Annotated in this window: 21 protein-coding genes; 9 read left to right on the top strand and 12 right to left on the bottom strand. The window is 32.3% G+C overall.

The window, feature by feature from the left end:
- Positions 1-370 precede the first annotated feature (370 nt).
- From ACN1AG_RS06540 to ACN1AG_RS06530, 3 genes are all read left to right on the top strand, one after another.
- Positions 371-1,471: a hypothetical protein gene (locus tag ACN1AG_RS06540; RefSeq protein WP_417904783.1), complete on the top strand. Its 1,101-nt coding sequence runs from the start codon at positions 371-373 to the stop codon at positions 1,469-1,471.
- A gap of 50 nt (positions 1,472-1,521) precedes the next feature.
- Positions 1,522-2,181 (top strand): hypothetical protein, encoded by a 660-nt coding sequence (locus ACN1AG_RS06535; protein ID WP_417904782.1) that lies wholly within the window; start codon positions 1,522-1,524, stop codon positions 2,179-2,181.
- A gap of 124 nt (positions 2,182-2,305) precedes the next feature.
- Positions 2,306-3,043, top strand: coding sequence for an HD domain-containing protein (locus ACN1AG_RS06530; protein WP_417905608.1), 738 nt, complete (start codon positions 2,306-2,308; stop codon positions 3,041-3,043).
- Here ACN1AG_RS06530 and ACN1AG_RS06525 read toward each other — a convergent pair.
- The 9 genes from ACN1AG_RS06525 to miaA all read right to left on the bottom strand — a co-directional run bounded on the left by ACN1AG_RS06525 (position 2,958) and on the right by miaA (position 11,326).
- The gene (locus tag ACN1AG_RS06525) at positions 2,958-4,280 is read right to left on the bottom strand and encodes an MFS transporter (protein WP_417904781.1); all 1,323 of its coding nucleotides are present in this window, start codon (positions 4,278-4,280) and stop codon (positions 2,958-2,960) included. The genes ACN1AG_RS06530 and ACN1AG_RS06525 overlap by 86 nt on opposite strands.
- A gap of 871 nt (positions 4,281-5,151) precedes the next feature.
- Positions 5,152-5,412, bottom strand: a complete 261-nt coding sequence (locus ACN1AG_RS06520) for a hypothetical protein (RefSeq protein WP_417904780.1) — start codon at positions 5,410-5,412, stop codon at positions 5,152-5,154.
- 276 nt (positions 5,413-5,688) lie between these two features.
- Positions 5,689-6,186, bottom strand: coding sequence for an NADH-quinone oxidoreductase subunit NuoE (nuoE, locus tag ACN1AG_RS06515; protein ID WP_417904779.1), 498 nt, complete (start codon positions 6,184-6,186; stop codon positions 5,689-5,691).
- A complete protein-coding gene (gene nuoD / locus ACN1AG_RS06510; RefSeq protein ID WP_417904778.1) occupies positions 6,183-7,358 on the bottom strand; it encodes an NADH dehydrogenase (quinone) subunit D in 1,176 nt (391 codons plus the stop codon). The genes nuoE and nuoD overlap by 4 nt, the downstream gene beginning before the upstream one ends.
- A gap of 97 nt (positions 7,359-7,455) precedes the next feature.
- The gene (locus ACN1AG_RS06505; protein ID WP_417904777.1) at positions 7,456-7,836 is read right to left on the bottom strand and encodes a hypothetical protein; all 381 of its coding nucleotides are present in this window, start codon (positions 7,834-7,836) and stop codon (positions 7,456-7,458) included.
- 11 nt (positions 7,837-7,847) lie between these two features.
- Positions 7,848-8,444, bottom strand: coding sequence for a signal peptidase II (lspA, locus tag ACN1AG_RS06500; protein WP_417904776.1), 597 nt, complete (start codon positions 8,442-8,444; stop codon positions 7,848-7,850).
- 8 nt (positions 8,445-8,452) lie between these two features.
- Positions 8,453-9,082 (bottom strand): peptide deformylase, encoded by a 630-nt coding sequence (locus tag ACN1AG_RS06495; protein WP_417904775.1) that lies wholly within the window; start codon positions 9,080-9,082, stop codon positions 8,453-8,455.
- A 31-nt stretch (positions 9,083-9,113) separates the two neighbouring features.
- Positions 9,114-10,001 (bottom strand): HEPN domain-containing protein, encoded by an 888-nt coding sequence (locus ACN1AG_RS06490; RefSeq protein ID WP_417904774.1) that lies wholly within the window; start codon positions 9,999-10,001, stop codon positions 9,114-9,116.
- 398 nt (positions 10,002-10,399) lie between these two features.
- Positions 10,400-11,326: a tRNA (adenosine(37)-N6)-dimethylallyltransferase MiaA gene (miaA, locus tag ACN1AG_RS06485; RefSeq protein WP_417904773.1), complete on the bottom strand. Its 927-nt coding sequence runs from the start codon at positions 11,324-11,326 to the stop codon at positions 10,400-10,402.
- Between the two features lie 31 nt (positions 11,327-11,357).
- Here miaA and ACN1AG_RS06480 point away from each other — a divergent pair, with 31 nt between their 5' ends.
- Positions 11,358-11,501, top strand: a complete 144-nt coding sequence (locus ACN1AG_RS06480) for a hypothetical protein (RefSeq protein WP_417904772.1) — start codon at positions 11,358-11,360, stop codon at positions 11,499-11,501.
- A gap of 266 nt (positions 11,502-11,767) precedes the next feature.
- Here ACN1AG_RS06480 and ACN1AG_RS06475 read toward each other — a convergent pair whose 3' ends face one another.
- Positions 11,768-12,532 (bottom strand): GNAT family N-acetyltransferase, encoded by a 765-nt coding sequence (locus ACN1AG_RS06475; RefSeq protein ID WP_417904771.1) that lies wholly within the window; start codon positions 12,530-12,532, stop codon positions 11,768-11,770.
- Between the two features lie 377 nt (positions 12,533-12,909).
- Between ACN1AG_RS06475 and ACN1AG_RS06470 the strand changes: the two genes are divergently transcribed.
- The 4 genes from ACN1AG_RS06470 to ACN1AG_RS06455 all read left to right on the top strand — a co-directional run bounded on the left by ACN1AG_RS06470 (position 12,910) and on the right by ACN1AG_RS06455 (position 18,184).
- A complete protein-coding gene (locus tag ACN1AG_RS06470) occupies positions 12,910-14,193 on the top strand; it encodes an MFS transporter (RefSeq protein WP_417904770.1) in 1,284 nt (427 codons plus the stop codon).
- On the top strand, positions 14,177-15,949 hold the full coding sequence (locus ACN1AG_RS06465; protein WP_417904769.1) for an ABC transporter ATP-binding protein: 1,773 nt from the start codon (positions 14,177-14,179) through the stop codon (positions 15,947-15,949). The genes ACN1AG_RS06470 and ACN1AG_RS06465 overlap by 17 nt, the downstream gene beginning before the upstream one ends.
- A gap of 129 nt (positions 15,950-16,078) precedes the next feature.
- A complete protein-coding gene (locus tag ACN1AG_RS06460) occupies positions 16,079-17,053 on the top strand; it encodes a DNA cytosine methyltransferase (RefSeq protein ID WP_417904768.1) in 975 nt (324 codons plus the stop codon).
- A gap of 15 nt (positions 17,054-17,068) precedes the next feature.
- Positions 17,069-18,184: a hypothetical protein gene (locus tag ACN1AG_RS06455; RefSeq protein WP_417904767.1), complete on the top strand. Its 1,116-nt coding sequence runs from the start codon at positions 17,069-17,071 to the stop codon at positions 18,182-18,184.
- 8 nt (positions 18,185-18,192) lie between these two features.
- On the opposite strand, the gene ACN1AG_RS06450 is transcribed toward ACN1AG_RS06455, so the two are convergent.
- Entirely contained in the window at positions 18,193-18,852 is a 660-nt protein-coding gene (locus ACN1AG_RS06450) for a 7-carboxy-7-deazaguanine synthase QueE (protein WP_417904766.1), read from the bottom strand.
- A gap of 170 nt (positions 18,853-19,022) precedes the next feature.
- Between ACN1AG_RS06450 and ACN1AG_RS06445 the strand changes: the two genes are divergently transcribed.
- Entirely contained in the window at positions 19,023-20,249 is a 1,227-nt protein-coding gene (locus tag ACN1AG_RS06445) for an ankyrin repeat domain-containing protein (protein WP_417904765.1), read from the top strand.
- Positions 20,250-20,517: 268 nt separating this feature from the next.
- On the opposite strand, the gene mreC is transcribed toward ACN1AG_RS06445, so the two are convergent.
- Positions 20,518-21,354 carry a rod shape-determining protein MreC gene (mreC, locus tag ACN1AG_RS06440; protein WP_417904764.1) on the bottom strand — a complete coding sequence of 279 codons (837 nt, stop codon included), beginning with the start codon at positions 21,352-21,354 and terminating at the stop codon, positions 20,518-20,520.
- Position 21,355 lies beyond the last annotated feature (1 nt).

Genomic DNA, 21,355 nt, shown 5'->3' with positions numbered 1-21,355 from the left:
CACTCCTAGCACTTGTTGATTTTGATTCTATCGTCTACCAACTCTTCATTTACGAGCAGTATATCTAAAAAAATAACCAAGAAGGATGTTATACATTTTTAGACCCCTGCCTACGCAGGGGTGGCATCCGAAGGCTAGGTGATGCCGTTGTTGAGAATTATGACATCTTCTCAGCTTCTTTTCATAACTTTTAAACTGTCCTGAATTATATAACTCAATAAAAACTTGATTATCGAGTTATAGATAAAAAAATAGTAGAAATTAATAATGGTTACAATTTAAGAATGCTTGACTAATAGTTTAGTATTAGTTTTAATAATTAAAGTAGTTAATCAAACCCTAACATGGTGAAATATAAGTGAAGTATAAAATGACCAATGATTTAGATAATGATGCTTCTAAGAGGGATTTCATTAAAAAAGAATATGAAAAACTTGAAGGGAGGGTACGTAATGCTACTTCAAGGACACAATTAGCTTTGATTATATCTGATGCTGGTAGTTTAGCTTTAATGGCTAGTCAGTTAGGGATAGATATTGGAGTACTGGAATTAATAGCAACTGCAGTAAGTAAAACTCTTTATTATGAAACAACTGAGCAAATCCAAGTTGTGGATTTCAATGAGGGCATAAGATTAGTAAAAGAACAAGAAGAAATTGATAGAGAGCATAAAGTTCAAGGCATTTATAAAGCTTTTGATTCTTTTTATGATGATTCTCTTAATAGACAAAGGAAAGATAATGAAAGTTTACACGAAATCTTTGAAGCTATAAAAGCAGGTCGGCAACTTACTGAGGAAGAAAAGCAGAAATTCGGGAAAACACCTGAACAAATAAAAGAAGAAAATACTCGTAGTAAACACATGCGGCTAACTAAAAAGCTAGCTAAAATAGAACGAGAACATCACTCTAATGAAATAAAGAAAATTGAGGAATGTGAGGAACAAGTTAAGCATTTATCAGAGAACCACCCGGAAAGAGTCTTGTTGGCTAATCAGAAAAAACATCATGAAGGTTACCGTAATTTAGTTGATAAGAAAATAGATCAGTACAAAGCATACAAGCAAGAAATAAAACAACATGCTTACAATATTTGTCTTAATAAAGAGTTAGCTGAGGAAAATAGATGTAATGAAGATGCAGCACAATTTTGGGAAGAAGTATTTCATAAGATATACGATGTTACTCCAACGGAAATGGCTAAAAAATTAACTCCAACGGAAAAACAGCCCCAAACTTTTATTACTTTACCACCTGCTAAAAGTGCATTATCGTCAAAAAGCCTAGCCGTTCTAGCATCTCAACAAGAGTTCGATACAAAACAAATAATTTCTGATTATAAGTTAGAGAAACATATGGGAATATTAAGTGGTAAAGAAAATAAGGACACTCAATTACAAAGAACGAATTCTATAAATCTTAATAACCCAAATACTAAAGATCCTAGCAAAGGTAGAGGTGGAAGAGATTAGTAATATTATAGCAGAATTAAAAGATTTAAAGATAAATAATAGGTAGTATTATGGCAAAATCAACATCACAAAATAAACTCACGTCTGAACATCATCACCGTTGGGGAGAGTATTATTATGGCTTAGCCGCTGATATGGAGGATATGGATGAAGCACAAAGAAAAATAGATGCATGTTGGAAAATGGTTGCTATGGAATTTTGGTTTGCATTAACTTTAGGTAGTGAAAAAGCTCCTCTCTCCTTGTTTAAATGTTTTAGACAAGGTGTTGGTGTAGAGAAAGATACTTATATGAGAGATCTCATGTATGGTGCAGCATTACAACTTACACCTCAAGACTGTGCTGATAAGGTCAAACCTGAAAATAAACCAATAATTACTAAATCTATGCAACCTAAAATCGATGCACTAGTAAAATTAGTACAACAAACTCGTGATCAGCTGCCAGTTGAGGGAGTGGATGTAAAGGTATTTAATGAGCAACTAACTAAGTTCAATCACGCCATCAAACTACCATCAGGCAAGTCAATACAGAGTTGTTTTATTGAGAAAAGTGCTAAAGCTACTTCTAAAGAAAAAGATTTAAAGTCCAAAGCATTAGAATTAACAAAGAATCTGCCAAGTCATAATAAACCAACCACAACTACTATGAACCATGTACCTAGAAAGACTAATAAATCTTCATCTAGAATTGGTTGCATTATCTCATAAATCTGTAATTTATACAACAGGATTAGAAAATATGCATCTTTTTAACAATAAAAAGTAGTAAATGCTTTGAATAGTCAAAATTTTAGTTTAAAATAACTTTAGAATTAAAATGTTATGGTTTTCTATGGAAGAGATTAACTATTGGGATAATTCAAGATACCAGTCTTGTGCATATGCTGAGAGGTTGCTTAATGAATTAATGTTGCTAAATACAAAAGTAAAGCAACCAGTAAACATTTATGAAGTCAAAAAAGGCATCTACTATGCTAAAAAATATCATGGCAGCCAAATGAGACAATCCGGTGAGCCTTATTATTCTCATCCAATTGAAGTAGCTTATATGGTTGCCCAGTACACAGCCCTAGAAATTCCACGATTGTTTAGAACCGACATGATTGTTACCGCATTACTACACGACACCCTTGAAGATACGGAACTGACCAAAAAGATGATTGCTTACATCTTTGGCAGCAAGGTTGCTAGTCAAGTAGAAGACCTGACTAGGGTCAAGCCTCATGGCAAGATTAGCTCAGCGGAAACACTAAATTTATTATTTCAACAAAAAAAATATGATGTGGCACTTATTAAAATTTTTGACCGAATTCATAACTTACAAACACTCGGGGCTAAATCACCTGAAAAAGCTAAGAAGATAATTCAAGAGACAATAGAACATTTTGTAACGCTTTGTGCATATTTGGAAATACCAAGAGCAGAGCAAGAACTAATAAAACTTTGTTACCAAAATTTACCTATTGACCCATTCTCTCTATATTTTAAAGTTTTTTCTGAGGATAATTTCCAGCTTGTTTCTCCAACTTTTCAAAATGAAATAACCCGTATGCAAAACCTATACTTGTAGGAATCATAATAATCAATAATCCATAGTGACCAAAGTATTTTGTTAAGTATATTAATCCAAAAGAAATAATAACATACATTAAAGCACGTGATAAAGCAAACGTAAGGCTTGCACAGGTGAATCGTTTAAAAACAGGAAAACTTTTATAACAAATAGGAGCAGCAGGTCCGATATCATTCCAAAATAAAACAACAAATGACTGAATTAAAAGTAGATCAAATGGCAAATGAAGATTATTCAGCCAATATGGACAAAATACAATAAAAACAGAAAATATTATCAGCTTAACTTTAAGAATTAATAATGGATATACCTTATAACTTATATAAGTTAACATTAACATACCTAAAAACTGTACTATAGAAACAATAAGATTATGATAAATAATTTCAGTTGATGTATAACCAAAAGTAGTTTTTAAAATATTACCACAATGCACATAGGTAAAATAAAAACTTACCGGTAAAGCACATTGTAATAAAAAGAGAGCTATTACTGTTTTTGTATTAACTTTCTCGTTCCAAGTTATATCATTTGCTAAAATGCTTGTATTTGTATTAGTTTTTGAAAAAACTATTTTTATTCGACGTTTTGCATCAGCAAATTCAGGAGTTTCCCGCAGTGCCGTTCTAGCAACAGAACCAATCAACGCCACTACTGCACCAACCCAAAATGCTATACGCCAGTTAAAACCATGAGAAGTAACAAGTGATGCAATTCCTAAAGCAGCTATACCTCCTAAGGCAGAAAAAGCTACTATCAATACTACAGTAGCATATTGTGCTGGGGGATTGATAGTTTCAGCTAAATAAAGTTCTGCCCCTACTATCTCTCCCATAGAAGATATTCCTTGGACAATACGACAGATTGTAACTACCCAAGCAGCTGTAACTCCTATCTGTGCATAAGTAGGGAGATTAGCCATTACAATACACGAAAAAGCCATCATAAAAGTTGTGATGATAACAGTTGTTTTTCGTCCTATATTATCACCTAACCAACCAAATATTAAGGCTCCCATAGGTCGAAAAACATAGGTTGAACAAAAAGCAAAAGCTGTCATTAAATATGCTGAGTGAGGATCAGTAGGCTCAAAAAATAACTCATTCAGCAGTGCCGCCATATGGATATATAACATCAAGTCAAAATACTCTAGGAAAGTCCCTATTGAAAGCAATCCAACAGCTTCTTTTTGTTCTTTTGTTAGGCTTCTTTGTTCTTGCTGATATCCTATCATTTATTACCTTATATATTTATTAATATTTATAAATACTGAAGATTTGGTTAATTAATAGCAAGAAAAAATAATACAGAAAATTGAAATAATAAATTGTTGGTTGTAACAATATCACGGTTCTATAAACAAACTAGTAAGGAAATAAAAGAGATATTGCTAAAATGCCAGCTTAACGCGAATTCGGGATAAGAATTTGTCAATTCTTATCCCAAATTGGGGTAGCCTAGATCAAAGAGATATTAACTGTCAAAAGTGCATCGTATGTTAGTGAATTATTAAAAATTTTAATTACTAGCAGTCAAAATACTAACATTGTTGTTATGCGGATCGAATGATTTAAAGAATTGGCTTCGCAAAACTGCGAGGAATTCGTCATAGTACCCTACATTTTTTATATAACCACTATTAAAATGGCTGCTGATCGTCTATTAGCGAGGAGTCGCTGAAAGCGGCGACTCGGCAATCCAGGATACGCGAAGCGTACTAGAAAAAAACAGCTTCGCTGTTTACCTAGATCGCCACGGCATCTAAAGATGCCTCGCGATGACGATTATAGAAAAGGTACTATGGGAATTCGTATACACATTATCTACACCTAGTTCGCTCACCCATTGTTTGTTGTTCCTATTCTTCAAATCTTCGAGTATACTTACCATTGAATTCAGGGGTTAAGTAGAAACAATCAGGTTTGATGCTCGCCTACACCTGATTGTTAAAATATAATATTCCATTCAATAGGTGATGTTAATAATTAAAATCACCTGTTGAATGATGAAAAAAGTTAAAATGTACTCGTGTCAGCCGCTTCAAGAGTGCATTTTTCTTATATTAAAAGGAGCTTATACTTAGCTAATTATAGATCTATCTACTGTTATAAATCTCGTTTATGTTTATCGATCTCTATGATATCATCATTTTCTAGCCCTTGTTCTATTACATGTTTTTCAAACATTGAGTATATCATACTCATATCTTGAAAATTTTCTAGATACTCTTCTAGTTTTTCAAGCTCAGTCAGACAGCTATTCTTATCGCCCTGTTTAAGATGTAATTTGGCTGATTCTACTAGTTGCTGTAATGTACCTAAAACGTCCAATTTCATTAGCTCCTTCAGAATCACATTGCGTAGCATAAATACACCCCTCTAAGTTATATATCATATTTTTTATGCTATGCTAAGTAGTTTAGATGTCAACAATTTAATTTCTATTGTAATAAATAATTATCTTTAAAGAGTGAAAGTTTAAACCAGTAGCGATACTATTGCAACCCAGGGTTCATTTATACACATACCTTACGTACGCCTAGTTCGCTTACCCCTTGTTTATTGTCCCCATTCTCCAAATCATTTGAGTATACTTCTTTAATTTTGCTACTACCCAATAATAAATATTAAAAGCTGCAGAAGTCAGGTAAGGCTATCAATTAAATCAGCCATTTTTTCTTCATCTAAGTCTTCAAAGAAATCATCATTAATTTGTACAACTGGTGCATTGACACAAGCTCCCAAACATTCAACTTCTGTAAGGCTAAATTTTTTATCACTTGTTAGTTCACCAAAGTTAATACCAAGTTTTTTTTTACAAATAGTTACAATTTTATCACTACCCCTTAGCCAACAAGGAGTAGTACCACAAATTTGTATATGATATCGTCCTACTGGCTTTAGATTAAACATGGTATAAAATGTTGCAACTTCATATGCTCGGATAAAAGGTAAATTTAGAAAATTTGCTACATACTCTATGCAGCCTCTCGGTAACCAACCATTCATTTGGCGTTGTGCAAGGTCAAGCAATGGCAGGATAGCACTCTTTTGTTTGTTTTCAGGATATTTCTTAATGATATTTTGGGCTTTTCTTAAGTTCTCATCATTAAAACTGAAATTTAGTGATTCATCATTCATCGATCAATTTCTCCAAAAACAATATCAAGACTGGCAATAATAGTGACCACATCTGCCATCAAATGTCCTTTTGACATGAAATCTAGACCTTGGAGATGAGCAAACCCAGGGGCTTTAATCCGGCATCTATAAGGTCTGTTTGTTCCATCAGAGTATAAATACACACCAAACTCGCCTTTTGGTGCTTCAACAAATTTATATATTTCGCCTTTTGGCACATCATATCCTTCAGTGTAAAGTTTAAAATGATTAATCATGGCTTCCATTGATTCTTTCATTTTTTCTCTTGAGGGTGGTGCAATTCTAGGATCATCAGTTTTAATAGCACCCTCTGGCATTTTTTCAAGACATTGCTGTATAATTTTAAGCGATTGGTACATTTCTTCAATGCGGACCAAATACCTATCATAACAATCACCAGATTTGCCAATTGGTATATCAAAATCTAGCTCATCATATACATCATACGGGGTGGCTTTTCTAAGATCCCATGCGATGCCTGAGCCTCTAAGCATTGGACCAGAAAACCCCCAATCCATAGCTTCTTTTTGACTTACTACTCCGATATCTACTAAGCGTTGTTTCCAAATTCTATTGTCATTTAACAGAGTCTCGACGTCTTCTAATTTTTTTGAGAATTGCTGAACAAAAATATTTATATCTTCTAGTATACCATTTGGTAAGTCCTGTGCAACACCACCAGGTCTAAAATAATTTGCATGCATTCTAGAGCCGGAGACACGCTCATAAAATTCCATAATTTTTTCGCGTTCCTCAAATAACCATAATAGAGGGGTAGTAGCACCAACATCTAGGGCTTGTGTTGTTATATTCAGTATGTGATTAAGGATACGAGTAAGCTCAGAAAACATCACTCGAATAAACCTCGCTCGTCTTGGCACATTGCAGCCAAGCAATCCTTCAACTGCTAAGGCAAAAGCGTGTTCTTGGCACATTGGCGATACGTAATCTAACCGATCAAAATATGGTATAGCTTGTAGGTATGTTTTATGCTCAATTAATTTTTCAGTACCACGATGCAGCAATCCAATATGCGGGTCTGCTTTATTGATAACCTCACCATCCATTTCTAAAATTAATCTTAATACCCCATGGGTAGCTGGATGTTGTGGACCAAAATTTAACACAACACTTTTATTATTATCACCCACCTTGTTTTAGACCCCGGCAATTGTTGATTTTAATCGAGTATATACCAAAATTTTTGTCCACTAAGTGAAAAAATTATATAATATTAAAATAATAGCATTATTTTTCCATGTCCTCTATTAAAGCTTGCTCTCCATCATTGAGATTTTTGGGAGAATGAACTTTGTGGTTCTTTGTATCTTTTTTTTCAATAGAAGGCAAGTCATAGTGAGGGGGGACTTCTAAGGTTTTATTGCGTTGTACCCTATACTCATCAGGACCAGGTGTCACTATACCCATTGTTTCTTTTACTTTTTTATTGCAGGCAGACAGTGTTACTAAGGTAGTAAATAACAAAAAAATTATACGCATACTCTTCTGCTTTAAAGAATTGGTTTCTGCAAATACTATCGAGGAATTCGTGTACTCACGTACTTCATGTATGCCTAGTTCACTCACCCCTTGTTTGTTTCCCCCATGCTTCAAATCATTTGAGTACATATCAATCCTCTTTATAAATTTATATTTTTCTTAAAATCAAGTTCACGAATCCTATCCGCTTCAGTTTGCAATCGAGCGTGATTATATTCAACATCTTGTTGTTGTTCAACAATTTTCTTGGTCTTATAATAATCATGCAATAAGAATATTGTACCTAATGAAATGAAACTATCTGCTAGATTAAATACCGGAAAACCAAAATCTTTATAGTGAAAATAAATAAAATCAAATACCGCCCCATGAACAAAACGGTCGATCAAATTACCAATAGCACCACCAATGACAAAACTACAACCAACAAAGCTTGGCATCGTCTTACATTTTAATAAGATATACCACAAATATGCTATAAGGGCAGAGTTAACGACTATAAAAAGCATATTACTATACTGATAATAATTTCGAAGTATCCCAAAACTAATTCCATAATTCCAAATATAAACCATATCTAAAAAGCTGGTTACTTCTAGTGTTAGACCAACTTTACCTCTTAGATAACTTATAAAATACCATTTTACTAATTGATCTATAATTACTAATTTAACAATTATACGACTACTTTGGCGAATAATTAGTAATATTTTCTTAAATATTGATGGTATACGCATATTAGAATTTAATTTTTGATTATATCTTCTGACTTCATTTCTTCGGCTCGTTTTTCTCTATATTCTTTTATACTCATAAGCTTATCTTTTGGTACAAGATCTATAAATAATTTACCATCAAGATGATCTATTTCATGCTGGATAACCCTAGCTGCAAATCCCTCTGCTTGTCCTTCTACTATGTTACCTTCCTGGTTGAAGGCTGTGTAACTTATTTTCTTATAACGCTTAACTAGAGCAGCTACATCTTTTACGGAAAAGCATCTCTCATAATCTTCATGCATCTCCGTGCCAATTGGTTTATAAGATGGGTTAATCCACAGAGTTTTAGGCATAGTTTCAGTTAAATCTGGATGCCGTTTTTTTAACAAAGGGCTACTAGGTACTGCAAATACAATAACTCGTTTAGAAATTCCTATTTGCGGAGCTGCTAGACCAGCACAATTTTTTTCATTATCAAATTTGCTTATAAGTATTGCTATATCCTTATTATCTTCCTTAGATAAAGGAAATTTAACATGACTTGCAGCTATTCTTATTGATGTTTTTGCAGTCGCTTCTAGATTAGATACACATGCAGTTACATAATTTGGTAATGAATCATCTAAAAGTGTTGCTTCACTAGATTTGTTAGGCATCTCCGCTCCTTTATTAATTTTAGTTGGCTTATCATACTTCTATTTTATTAATCCTTTCTAGGCAGATATTTTCAGTCACTATCTTTAATTCCTCTACCCGGTTAATAAGGTAAAGTAATTGTTCTTTACTAATTGTATAATCTTGATCATACCTTGCGTCAACATAAGCATTTCGCAGTAACGTAAAGCACTCTTCTTGCTCAGGAGTCTCATGTGGAAATATCTTATAGAGATCGTAATGATGACTTCTAGCCCTATCGCCAAGTCCCAGTATATCATGTGACTTAGCCTTGTAACCAGTAAAAACTAACAAGATAGCATTATAAAAGCTCTCGGTAGCTTGGTGAAGCACAAAGGCTGCATTATTCAATTGTTCTATATCCAAACATAAATGAGTAAGCAATAGAAAATCCTTAGCTTTTTTAAACCAATATTTATAATTTTTTTCAGCTATTGGTTTACGTTCCTGCCATGATAGTTCCTTAGCTTCAGACAGTATAAATTCACCACTATCATATAAAAGAATTCCCTCTTTCTTGATATCACTAAAGAAATACTGCCCTTTTTCTAGTTGCCTATTTACCAGCTTAATAGGTTCAAGTATCAGAGTAATTGGTGGTTTTTCATCTAATGAGAATTTTTTACCTAGCCTGTTCTCTATCTTATGTTGTAGGTTTATAGCTGGATAGCCAGCATATTCTCCGTTCTTTAAAATCAACAAAAGATCAAAATCACTTTGATACTTATAATAACTAATATCCCCTACCTTCTCTATATCCTCTACCCAATCTCCTCTAGCATAAGAGCCAAATAAGATAATCATCGCTATTTTTGATTTGCCTACATGTAGGATTTCTTTAACAATATTATCTAGCTTTTCTTTAATCACTAGTGAGCGGTCAGGTAAGGTAGTTTTCATAAAGCTATTTTTTTATCCTAGATCAACTATATACCAAATATTTAAATAATCAACAACAGTTTAATCTTAAATTACAAAATAATTTAAGATTATAATCAATAGTTGTTATATGTGTCATAATGCAGTAACAATAACATAAGGAAATTAAGACTATTAAACAGCTGTCTTATACCATTTCCCATTATTAACTACGCTATTTAGCACTACAGTTGTAGTACTAATGTCAAAACGATGTCATCCCAGCGAAAGCTGGTATCTAATAATGTTTAATAGTCTTTTAGGCTATTTTTTTAGATTCCCGCCGTTGCTAAGAATGACAGCTCTAGGTAGTAACTACAACTGTAGTATTATCGTAGTTAATAATGGGAAATGGTATTATATCAAACTTAGGTTAAAATTTATAATATCTCCAAATCAATAATCAACTCTTCAAATTGCTGATTATTAGAATATTCTAGAGTTATCTTGTCTTTTATTTGGTTTTTGAACCAAGTAATTTGCCTTTTTGCATATTGCCTAGTTTTAATTTGTGCTAAATTTATGGCATTTTGCAAAGTAATTTCATTATCTAAATAGCATAATATTTCCCGTAGACCAATGGTTTTTATTGCAGAAGAATATATATCAGGAAAATCTTTTTTAATTTGAGCTACTTCTTCAATTGCTCCTTCATTAAATAATTTTTCTAACCTAGTATTACATGTTTGATAAAGAAATTCTCTCTTTGGATGTAGAAAAATTACCTTAAAATCAAATGCTGGAAGAATAGATTTATTTTGTAAGCTTTGGAAAGCAAATATAGATTGTCCGGTTTCCATAAATACTTCATAGGCTCTTATAACCCTTTGAGTGTCGTATTCGTGTAACTTTTGGCTAGCCAGTCTATCTAGCTCTTTTAGTTTATTAAAAAACTGGGTCGAACCAATCTTAGAGTGTAGCTCTCTAACATATTGCCTAATTTTAGGAGATATTGATGGTATTTCATTATAACCAAAAAGTAATGAATTAATATATAACCCAGTACCGCCAACAATTATTGGTAGCTTGCCTCTACTACGAATGTTTGTAATTTTTTCAAGAGCATAATTTATATATTGTATTACTGAAAATTCTTGATCTATAGATAAAAAATTATAAAGATGATACGGAATCTCATTGCGGTATGTTTGTGATGGCGAGGCAGTAATAATAGGAATCTGCCTATATATCTGCATAGAATCACAGTTAACTATCTCAGCATTATATATTTTAGCTAAATAATGTGCCAAATAAGACTTGCCGCTAGCGGTAGGTCCACATATAACTAACATTTTCTTTTTTTGCATTAATGTATATACTCAAGAATAGAAAATTAACATGAAAGCTATAACTATAGTCAATTCAGGAGAATTGGATAGCAGGAACGATGGAGTGAAGCCTATAGATAATAGGCGAGCGACGACATCACCAAATTCTCATCAATTGACTATATACTCAAATGATTTGAAGAATTGGATTTGAAAATGAATGGTGAGCAAGCGGAGCGTACATATAGTACGTGAGCATGCGAATCCATGATATTTTCAAAAAACAATTCTTCAAAGTAGAAGAGTATACCCGACTATCATTACTTCGTCTATTAGCAAGGAGTGCGTAAACACAACTAAGCAAAAATCACTTTCTTGGATTGCTTCCATAACTGTTGAAAGTGAAAAAATATAATACATTGTAACCAAAAATTATGCATAATTTCAACAGTTATGGGATAAATACCTACTCGTCGTATGTCATTGCTGCCATTCCAAAACTACCTCTGTATTACCAGTTAAAGGTGCGTCCATTTCACTAGTGTAGTGTAATTCAAATTTACATACCTCGTCTTTATGCTCACCAAATGGTTTAAAAGCTAAACGTTCTAGTATTGTTTTAGAAGCGATATTAGTTATTGACGTTGTGGCCTCAACTGTAGTAAAAATTTCACCTCCAACAAATTTTTTTAATTGTTCATCATAAGTTTTATTTACGTAAGCTTGTTTTTTTGCTAACTCTTGACCATATCCCAAAATTAACGCACCAACATTCTCATATCCTACATATTTTTTTGTATTACTCCTGCGATATTCTTGATTAAACGAATAAGCAATTTCCCCTGCATGATCTTTACTGCCATCACTTATCACTTCAGATCCAACAACTGCATCGTTAGATTCATCTGTAATTATAAAAGTGGCAAATGAATAACCATTGTTCCACAAAAAGCTTTGCTCATGAACTCTTTCTACAAATTCTTCTACGCTTACTTCTCCTGTTGCAGAACGTTCCATTATAACAGGATCTGCAGACATAAAATTAAATAATTGTTTAATTTTATCCGGGAAATTTGCAAAATCATTTTCTGTGGTATATAAAGACTCAGCACGAAATCTCTCTGTATATATATAACTTTTTAATACGCCATTTTCATCCTCTTCACCAAGAGTCACATTGAATGTACCGCAAGTTTGTTGATAATGGGTAAGTGCCTCCTGTAAAGTGTTAATTTGCTTAGACATTTTTTCTATCTCCACTAATTGGATATTGCTAGGATTATCTTTGTGTCACCTTTCACATTGTTCTAGAAAAAACTCAATATCCACATTTTGCTTATTATATAATTTTACACTCGATGATCAAGTTTTTTCTGAGTAGCAGAAAATAATTAGAAAATTATGCCTTTTAAGAGTGATTCCTAAAAAATAAGTACCATTTACTTAACTTTAAGACGATAAAAACTCTTGTAATTAATATAATAATAGCAGAATATGGTTTAAAGTAGCTGAGTATACCTTGCACTCTTCAATGGCTGTTGATTGTATTTCGAAGAAAAATCAGTATAGTCTTTGAATATCCATAAAAATTATACCATGACAAAAATAATAGGTCTAGATGTATGACAAGACCGGCATTCCTAATTGCTTTTTTTACAACAATTGTGCGTTATTATGACTATGCTCTTTTTGGTCTCTCGGCAGCAGTTCTATCCAAGAATTTCTTACCTCTAGGATCAAATGATAGGCAGATATTATTATTTTTTGCTATATTCAGCATAGCTGTAATAGCTCGTCCCATAGGCTCGATCATTTTTGGTTTTATCAGTGATAAATATGGTAGAGTTGTATCAGTTAAAATTTCAGTATTTTTGGCTACTATCTCTACAATTCTTATAGGATTAACCCCTAATTTTGATAAAATTGGTATGTATGCTACAATAATTTTAATATTTTGTCGTATGACATTTTTAATGAGTTTGGCAGGGGAGGGTGATGCAATAAAAATTTATGTTGTAGAAAAGGTGGGAAGTAGGCATAAAAATTATACTTATGGTATCGTGTCATTTTGTACTCAGGTTGGGGCATTGCTTGCTGCAGCAATTTATCATTTTTCGACAAAGTTTGAACAAATGTCTCATTTATGGCGGGCAAATTTTATTATTGGTGGAATCTTTGGTTTATTTATCATAAGTCTAAGGCACTATTTTCGTGAAAGTGAGGAGTTTTTAAAGTCTAAAAAGGATCATAAATCTATAGATTATAACTTTTTTGATTTAGGAAAGATTATAAAAAATTCATTTGGCAGATTTATCATAGCAATATTAATAAGTGGTTGCATAGGAGGTATTTACCATTTTTTAATTATTTTTTGGGGAGTCTTTGCAGCAAAAAGTGCGTTGCTTATGAATAGCAATCAAGCTCAAATTATCAATATAGTCTTAATAACCATTTACGCTATTATGTCAGTGTTTTCTGGTTTTTTATCCGATAGGATTTATCCTAAAAAACAAATTATTACATCGTTATCATTAAGTTTGTTAGTTATAATTATTGTACAGTTTCTATTATATAAAGAAATCTTTGTGATTTACTTCCCTATCATTCTTATAGCACTCGCTCCATTTTATGTAGTACCATTACAAGTTATTGTCCAATCTCTATTCATTACTAATATTAGGGCTAGAATGTGTAGCCTATCGCATTCACTTGGTGGCATGATAGTTTCGTCAACAACACCATTTTTTTGTATGTTATTGTGGCAATATTTTAATTCAATATTCTTAGTGCTAGGATTTTTTCTGCTATTGTTATTAATATTGTTCAGTACAGTAATTTATCTGTATAGTACAAACGTTATAACAAATTACCAAACTGAAGGAGAGAATTTTGCAAAAAAAACATAATCTAATAAATTATGACTATAGTGCCTATAATACTTTAAGAAGGTTAATAGTTGATCATATAAAACCCTATCTAAAGCAGATCGGGGTAGCCTTATTGTTTATGGTAGTTAACGCTTGGTGTAATGCTTATATTGTTGAATTAGTCCAACCAACCATTGACCAAATATTTTTAACAGGCAATCGTCAAATGTTATTATTTCTGCCGTTAATGGTAGTGATCACATTCGCTATTAAAGGTATTGCTGAATATTATTCAAGTTATTTAATTAAATTTGTTGGTCAGAGAATTCTAACTGATTTACAAATTAAAATGTATGAACATCTATTATTTGCCGATATTCTATTTATTCAATCTCAATCATCGGGACGTTTAATATCACGTTTTACTAACGATATTTCCATGATGCGTGGTGCTGTATCGAATTTATTGGTAGGTTGTGCCAAACATTTTTTGACAGTAGTAGGCCTTATCATAGTGATGTTTAAGTTAGAACCTAGGTTGTCTTGTATTGTATTTCTAGCATTTCCCCTAGCAATTTATCCAATACAGAAATTAGGGAAAAAAATTCGTAGAATATCAGGTCAAGCTCAAGAAGAATTAGCTAATTATACTTCTAGGTTAGATGAAACTTTTCAGTCAATTAAAATTGTTAAGTCTTTCTTAGGAGAGAAAATTGAAAGCAATCGAGCTTTATTGCTCTCTAGTAATATTTTACGTTTTCTAAAGAAAACTGCAAAACTGGATGCATTGGTCTCACCAATCATGGAAGTATTAAGTGGTATGACAGTTGGGGGGCTTATTTGGTATGGTGGATTATTAATCATAGAAGGAGAAACTACACCAGGAGCATTTTTTGCTTTTATTGCTGCCTTTCTTACGGCTTATAGGCCTTTTAAGAGTTTGGTGTCTTTAAATATCAACCTACAAGAGGGTATTGCTGCAACAAGAAGAGTCTTTAATATTCTAGATACTGAGCCTATTATTAAAGATAGTGTAAATGCTCAAAATGTTCAGTTAGTTAATCCATCAATAGTTTTTAATAATGTTGAACTAAAATTTAATGATAAAGTAGCTTTAAAGAAAATTAATTTAAAATTAATGCAAGGAAAAACTACAGCTATTGTAGGGCGTTCTGGTAGCGGCAAAACTTCGTTATCTAATTTATTAGTAAGATTTTATAACCCAACTAGTGGGCAAATTTTAATTGATGATTACGATATTAAAGATATAAGGATTGACTCTTTAAGGCAGCAAATCTCTTTAGTGACGCAAGATACTACATTATTTGACACTAGTGTTGCAGAAAATATTGCTTATGGCAATCCAAATGCAACTCGTGATCAGATTATTATAGCGGCAAAATATGCTGATGCTCATGAATTTATTTCACACCTTCCAGCAGAGTACGACACGATAATTGGTAATCAAGGTTCAACACTTTCAGGTGGACAACGTCAGCGTTTAGCTATAGCTAGAGCTTTTTTGAAATCAGCGGCAATTTTAGTTTGGGATGAAGCAACAAGCTCGTTAGACCAAAATTCTGAGCGATTAATTCTAAATTCTTTAGTAAATATTCGTGAGAATAAAACCACCCTAATTATAACACATCGTTTATCGAGCATTAAGGATGTTGATCATATAGTTGTTATGAAATCTGGCATGATATTTGAACAAGGAACTCACTCACAACTTATGGACAATAAAGCGGAATATTATAAATTATATAATAAGGAATTAGAGGAGGGGGATAAGTGATGAAGTTAATATGGAAAAATAAATATACTGCTATGATTTCAAGAGTTGATAGACGATAGAATATAAAAATTATATATTGAGGCTGTGGTTAAGTTGTTTAATATAAAGTTTATAAAAACTGATTTACAAATGTACAAATTTTCTTTCATTGATTTATTTGCTGGGATTGGAGGGTTTAGGATTGCGTTGCAGTCAATAGGTGGAAAGTGTCTTTTTTCATGCGAAATAAATGAACATTGCCAAAAAATGTATCAAGAAAATTTTGGAGAAATTCCAGCTGGAGATATCAAAACAATAGATCCAAATGATATACCGGAGTGTGATGTTTTATGTGCAGGATTTCCTTGTCAACCCTTTAGTATTTCAGGTAAAAAAATGGGATTAAAAGATGAACGTGCAAGTGTAATTGAATCAATATTTAATATCGTAAGTCATTTAAAGCCTAAAGTTGTAATGCTAGAGAATGTGAAGCATTTATTACATCATAACAATGGTGAAACATTGCAACATATCATATCAAACCTTAATAAGATAGGCTATAACATTTCTTACAATATACTAAATGCAAAAAATTTTGGAGTCCCGCAAAATAGAGAAAGATTAATTATTATTGCAAGTTTAAACGGTAAGTTTAATTTTTCTAAGCTTCAAAAACAAAAAAGTATAAAAATTCATGATATTTTGGATCAAGAAGGGGATTTTGAATTTCTAGAATCAGATGAATATAAAATTATAGAGAATCCAACTAGACAACAAAGTGGTTTAATATTTTGTGGATATAGGAATAAAAAGATAAGAATTAAAGGAGTTAGGGAGGGAACTGAGCATTTATCTAGAGTTCACAAACAACCAAACAGAATATATTCAATTGAAGGTACGCACCCAACGTTATCATCGCAAGAAACTTCGGGGCGTTATTGGATATTACTCGATAATGGACGTGTAAGAAAACTAACAATAAATGAGTGTTTTAAAATTATGGGATTTCCTGAGGACTATAAACTAAAATCTCCAATATCTGAGTTATATAAACAAGTTGGAAATTCTGTATGTATTCCAAAGGTAAGAATTATAGGAAAAGCTATAGTTAAACAATTACTGTGATTTATTGAGTTTATTATGGAATATGGAAAAGAATTAGCTGCTATCTTGGAAAAAGTTTCAGTTGAGTCTGATTTCTTTATAGAAGATAGTATTAAAAGTAGATTGGATATTATATTAGATAATTCAGAGCGTAGTAAGGGGGTGCTAACAGTTCTAATTACAAGTGTAGTATACAAGTATTTTCATCCTTCTCAGGATGTTAGATACCATCAATCAAGTATGCAAAATGGATATTCTGGTAGAAGCTTTGATACAAAATATGTTACTCCATTTTTAAGAAAATATGAATTTCCATCAATGTCTGAAAGTGGTTGGCTAACTCGTTCTCTTGAGCAACCTTATCCATATATATTAGACTACAAGGGAAGAATATCACCAAAAGAAGTCGCCGAAGCCTTTTTATTAATTCTTAATGAATTAGAAGTTAATAAATATTCAGCAGGAGTAACTCTTAAGTATATTTTTAAGCAACTTTTAATTCAAAGGGAAAAGAAGCGGGTTAATCTAGTTCGTCCAACGGAGATAACGATTGCTAATGCAATTTATATTCTTGAAAAGCATTTTTCGTATAAATACAAAGATGGTTTTGGAGCAAGTAGGTTGCCAGTATTAGCAATTTATGCAATATATAAATGTTTTATTGATGAGGTTAAAAGATTTAATTCATGTAAATTGGCTCAACTTGAAAGTCATACATCATCTGATCTACGAAGTGGTGCTGTAGGGGATATTGAAGTATTTGATAAAAACAATCAAGTTCTTGAAGGTATAGAGGTTAAGTGGAATAGGCTAATCACTAAAGAGACCGTGCAAATTGCATTTGACAAATTTCGGATTACTAAAATTCAAAGATATTACATTTTATCAAATTTAAAGTTAACCGCATCAGAATTTGATGCTATTAATGACATAATTCAAAAAATTAAAATCTTACATGGCTGTCAGGTTATCGTTAATGGTATTATTGACACAATAAAATATTATTTACGTTTATTACAAGATACATCAAATTTTGTAGACAAATATGTTTCGTTAGTAGAGGTTGATAGAGCTATTAAATACGAGCATAAAATACGTTGGAATGAAATTTTTAATGAAGTTATGGTAGGGGGGATAATTTTAGGTGAATAAATATATAATCACTCAATACCCAAAATCTTATGAGTTTGTAAGGAAAGGCGATGACCATACTTAATGGCCAAATCAATAGCTAACCGTTCATTTTCTTTATTTAGCAACGGATTATTTTGATCCATAGGCTGAATAAATACTGGTATATTATACTTGCTTTGTCCTACTTCTGGTATGTTAGAGTATATGGGTATATTGTTAGCCACCAAAAATTTCAGGGCATTAATATGAGATAGTAAGTCATCTCTCAATAGTGCATAACCATTTTTCCCAGCTTTTGGTGAGCAAACTATATGGACTTTATCTGGAAGATCACGATATAATGTGCCATTAGTTTCAATTTGCACTATATAATCCAAATTTACTAATTTATAGCACAATAATTCTATAGGTTGACGAAAAGGCTCACCACCAGTTATAACCACTAACTTGATATTAATCGTAAGTTTTTCAACTTCTTCGATAATATTGTTAATAGTTAATATATTAAAATCTTCAAAGTCGGTATCGCAGAAATTACAAGCAAGATTGCATCCACCAAGCCTAATAAAAACAGCAGGCATACCTACAAAAGGTCCTTCTCCCTGAATAGTCTTAAAAATACTTTTGATTTCTAGACTAGTTCCATCATTAAATATGGCTGGCCTTTTAGGGTTTTGTCCAAACATAATGTATTAGTATAAAAATATTGTTAATTTTAAAACGGAAAGGCTAATAAGATTGGAGTAGTATAATTAATATTTTAGTATATAATGCTCAACTATAAAAATTAATTATTCAAAATATAACTATAATATATAATTTATATTAACTACTCAACATATAAATAGCTTTTTATATGAAAAGGTTTAATAATTATGGTGGTAAAAACATGAGAAGTGACAGTGAATATTCAAAAAATAATTTTATTGATGCTATTAGGAAAGAAATTATTTTGCTAGGCACAAATAAGGGGCTTGATAGCAATGTATCATTATGTGGGATAGATAATATTCTTGAAAAAGATATAGAAGGTAGTTGTTATAAAACATTTTACAGTGAAGATGGTGATGTTAAGAATGTATACCATCAGGACCCAGCAGGTAATAATTGTTTACTTTTTGCGATTGCCTTGAAATTATATCCACTAGCTGAAAAGTTAATTGATGATGCAAAAGGTAAGTTGTCAGATGAGGAATACAAAGATTTCCTGAATTATCAATATGTAGATGTAACTGGTCAGAAAAGAAGCTGGTATACCAATACTGCATTAACTTTAGCTACCAAGCATAATCAATATCAATTAGCTCAAAAATTACTAAATGAAGGTGCTGATCCAAATGGTACTGATGAATATGGGCTAACATCTTTGAGTGTGCTATGTTTTCATTTAGGATTAGTATCAGAAGAAAAAAATACTGAAATAGTTGAACTTATTAAACTATTAAAGTCTAAAGGGGCTGATTATACACATGAAGATCTGCTAGGTTTAAAGCCATTAGATTATTTAACGAAAGACCTAGATGGTCAAGAAATAAGAGGATATTATCTTCTTCCTGTTGATATAATCAAGCAAACTAAGAGTATAACATTTGGTGGATGGTATGTTGATGACAACAAGACACCAGTAAATATTCTAGAACATTGGCCTGTAGAAGCTTGCGAAAAAGAATTAATGGCAACTATTGGTAAAGAAAATGTTGATAGATATTATGTTTCTGCAATACAAAACAGTTATGCCGTAGATGGAAAAATATTTAATTCTTTCATTTGGGGTAATGATTCAAATTTAGTTAGTGTAATGAGGGATTATGAATTTAGTAATTTTAAGAACGAGTGGAGAAATGCAGGCCCAGTAACTCGTAAGCAGGATTTTTTTAATAGTCCACAAGGATTAAAATTAAAAAGTTTACTAGAAAAAGAAGGGGAAATTGCAGAGTTAGTTGATATTACAAACAGCTTACTAGCAGTAGCACTTGAAACAAAAGATAGTCATTCTGTAGAGCAAGACATTACTCAAGAACATAATCAAGAGAATGACGTCCCGCTTATTGCTTCTGTTAATCCCATGTTTGTAGAATGCTAGACTTTATTAGGTTTCGTGAAGGTTAATATCCTACAACTGTCGACACTTGTGGGGCTTATTGCATAGTACCCTACATTTTTCTATAATCGTCATCGCAAGGCATCTTTAGATGCCGTGGCGATCTAGGTAAACAGCGAAGCTGTTTTTTTAGAGTAACGCTTCGCGTATCCTGGATTGCCGCGTCGCCGCTTTTTCGCGACTCCTCGCTAATAGACGATCAGCAGCCATTTTAATAGTGGTTATATAAAAAATGTAGGGTACTATGGGCTTATTGTGGTAGCAATATACTGACAAACTCAGTTTTTGATAAGTCAACTACAGGCTTTACAAGAACATTCTCTGCATTTGCTTTTTTTACGTAACCCACTGTTATGCCGTAAGGGTAAATATTACCATAACCAGATGTTATAACTTTTTCGCCTTTTTGCACAAGATGAGTTTTTGGTAAATAGAGTATTTTGCTACCGTTCTCATAGCCGCTCATGATACCTTTTTCTTTTGAAGATACTGTAGTGATGGGGATTCGAGAGTTTACGTCATTAACTAAAATTATTTTAGAGTAATTGTTGCTTACTTGTATTACTCGCCCAACTAATCCTTCACTGTTGGTAACTATCTGATCAACTTCCACACCATGTCTCACTCCAGCTGACACTAAAGCAGTTTTACTGAAGGGATTTAATGAAACACTTAGTAATTTAGCACTGACATAGTTATATTGCTCTTCTTCTACAACTGATAGTAGTTTTTTTAGCTCTTTATTCTCAGATTGGATCAAATATATATTGCTCTGTAAGTTTCTTAGTCTTGCCACTTCTAATTGTAGTTCGATATTTTCTCTTGCTAAGTCTCGTAAATAAATAAAATTTTGGGTTATTAAATTAATTTGCTTAAATATGTTTTCATGAATTAGCAATCCACCAAAAATAACATGTCCAACGACTTCAAGAGAAATAGAAGAAAATCTTTTTGGAGCAGCAATAAATAAGTAAAGTGAGGCGATAAGAAAAAATAAAACGAAAACACGTCTCAAAGTAACAAGTATAAATCTAGCAAACTCTACTATTTTACTAGAACGCTTTATTCTGTTTGCAAGTAATGCCATT

The organism is Candidatus Tisiphia endosymbiont of Micropterix aruncella (assembly GCF_965178575.1).
GTDB lineage: Bacteria > Pseudomonadota > Alphaproteobacteria > Rickettsiales > Rickettsiaceae > Tisiphia.
This window is presented reverse-complemented; position numbering and strand designations above follow the sequence as displayed.

Excerpts from the sequence above, each read along its gene's own strand:
- ACN1AG_RS06540 (WP_417904783.1), top strand. The coding sequence starts at position 371 with ATGACCAATGATTTAGATAATGATGCTTCTAAGAGGGATTTCATTAAA.
- ACN1AG_RS06535 (WP_417904782.1), top strand. The coding sequence starts at position 1,522 with ATGGCAAAATCAACATCACAAAATAAACTCACGTCTGAACATCATCAC.
- ACN1AG_RS06530 (WP_417905608.1), top strand. The coding sequence starts at position 2,306 with ATGGAAGAGATTAACTATTGGGATAATTCAAGATACCAGTCTTGTGCA.
- ACN1AG_RS06525 (WP_417904781.1), bottom strand. The coding sequence starts at position 4,280 with ATGATAGGATATCAGCAAGAACAAAGAAGCCTAACAAAAGAACAAAAA.
- ACN1AG_RS06520 (WP_417904780.1), bottom strand. The coding sequence starts at position 5,412 with ATGCTACGCAATGTGATTCTGAAGGAGCTAATGAAATTGGACGTTTTA.
- nuoE (WP_417904779.1), bottom strand. The coding sequence starts at position 6,186 with ATGAATGATGAATCACTAAATTTCAGTTTTAATGATGAGAACTTAAGA.
- ACN1AG_RS06505 (WP_417904777.1), bottom strand. The coding sequence starts at position 7,836 with ATGTACTCAAATGATTTGAAGCATGGGGGAAACAAACAAGGGGTGAGT.
- lspA (WP_417904776.1), bottom strand. The coding sequence starts at position 8,444 with ATGCGTATACCATCAATATTTAAGAAAATATTACTAATTATTCGCCAA.
- ACN1AG_RS06495 (WP_417904775.1), bottom strand. The coding sequence starts at position 9,082 with ATGCCTAACAAATCTAGTGAAGCAACACTTTTAGATGATTCATTACCA.
- ACN1AG_RS06490 (WP_417904774.1), bottom strand. The coding sequence starts at position 10,001 with ATGAAAACTACCTTACCTGACCGCTCACTAGTGATTAAAGAAAAGCTA.
- miaA (WP_417904773.1), bottom strand. The coding sequence starts at position 11,326 with ATGCAAAAAAAGAAAATGTTAGTTATATGTGGACCTACCGCTAGCGGC.
- ACN1AG_RS06480 (WP_417904772.1), top strand. The coding sequence starts at position 11,358 with ATGAAAGCTATAACTATAGTCAATTCAGGAGAATTGGATAGCAGGAAC.
- ACN1AG_RS06475 (WP_417904771.1), bottom strand. The coding sequence starts at position 12,532 with ATGTCTAAGCAAATTAACACTTTACAGGAGGCACTTACCCATTATCAA.
- ACN1AG_RS06470 (WP_417904770.1), top strand. The coding sequence starts at position 12,910 with ATGACAAGACCGGCATTCCTAATTGCTTTTTTTACAACAATTGTGCGT.
- ACN1AG_RS06460 (WP_417904768.1), top strand. The coding sequence starts at position 16,079 with ATGTACAAATTTTCTTTCATTGATTTATTTGCTGGGATTGGAGGGTTT.
- ACN1AG_RS06455 (WP_417904767.1), top strand. The coding sequence starts at position 17,069 with ATGGAATATGGAAAAGAATTAGCTGCTATCTTGGAAAAAGTTTCAGTT.
- ACN1AG_RS06450 (WP_417904766.1), bottom strand. The coding sequence starts at position 18,852 with ATGTTTGGACAAAACCCTAAAAGGCCAGCCATATTTAATGATGGAACT.
- ACN1AG_RS06445 (WP_417904765.1), top strand. The coding sequence starts at position 19,023 with ATGAAAAGGTTTAATAATTATGGTGGTAAAAACATGAGAAGTGACAGT.
- mreC (WP_417904764.1), bottom strand. The coding sequence starts at position 21,354 with ATGGCATTACTTGCAAACAGAATAAAGCGTTCTAGTAAAATAGTAGAG.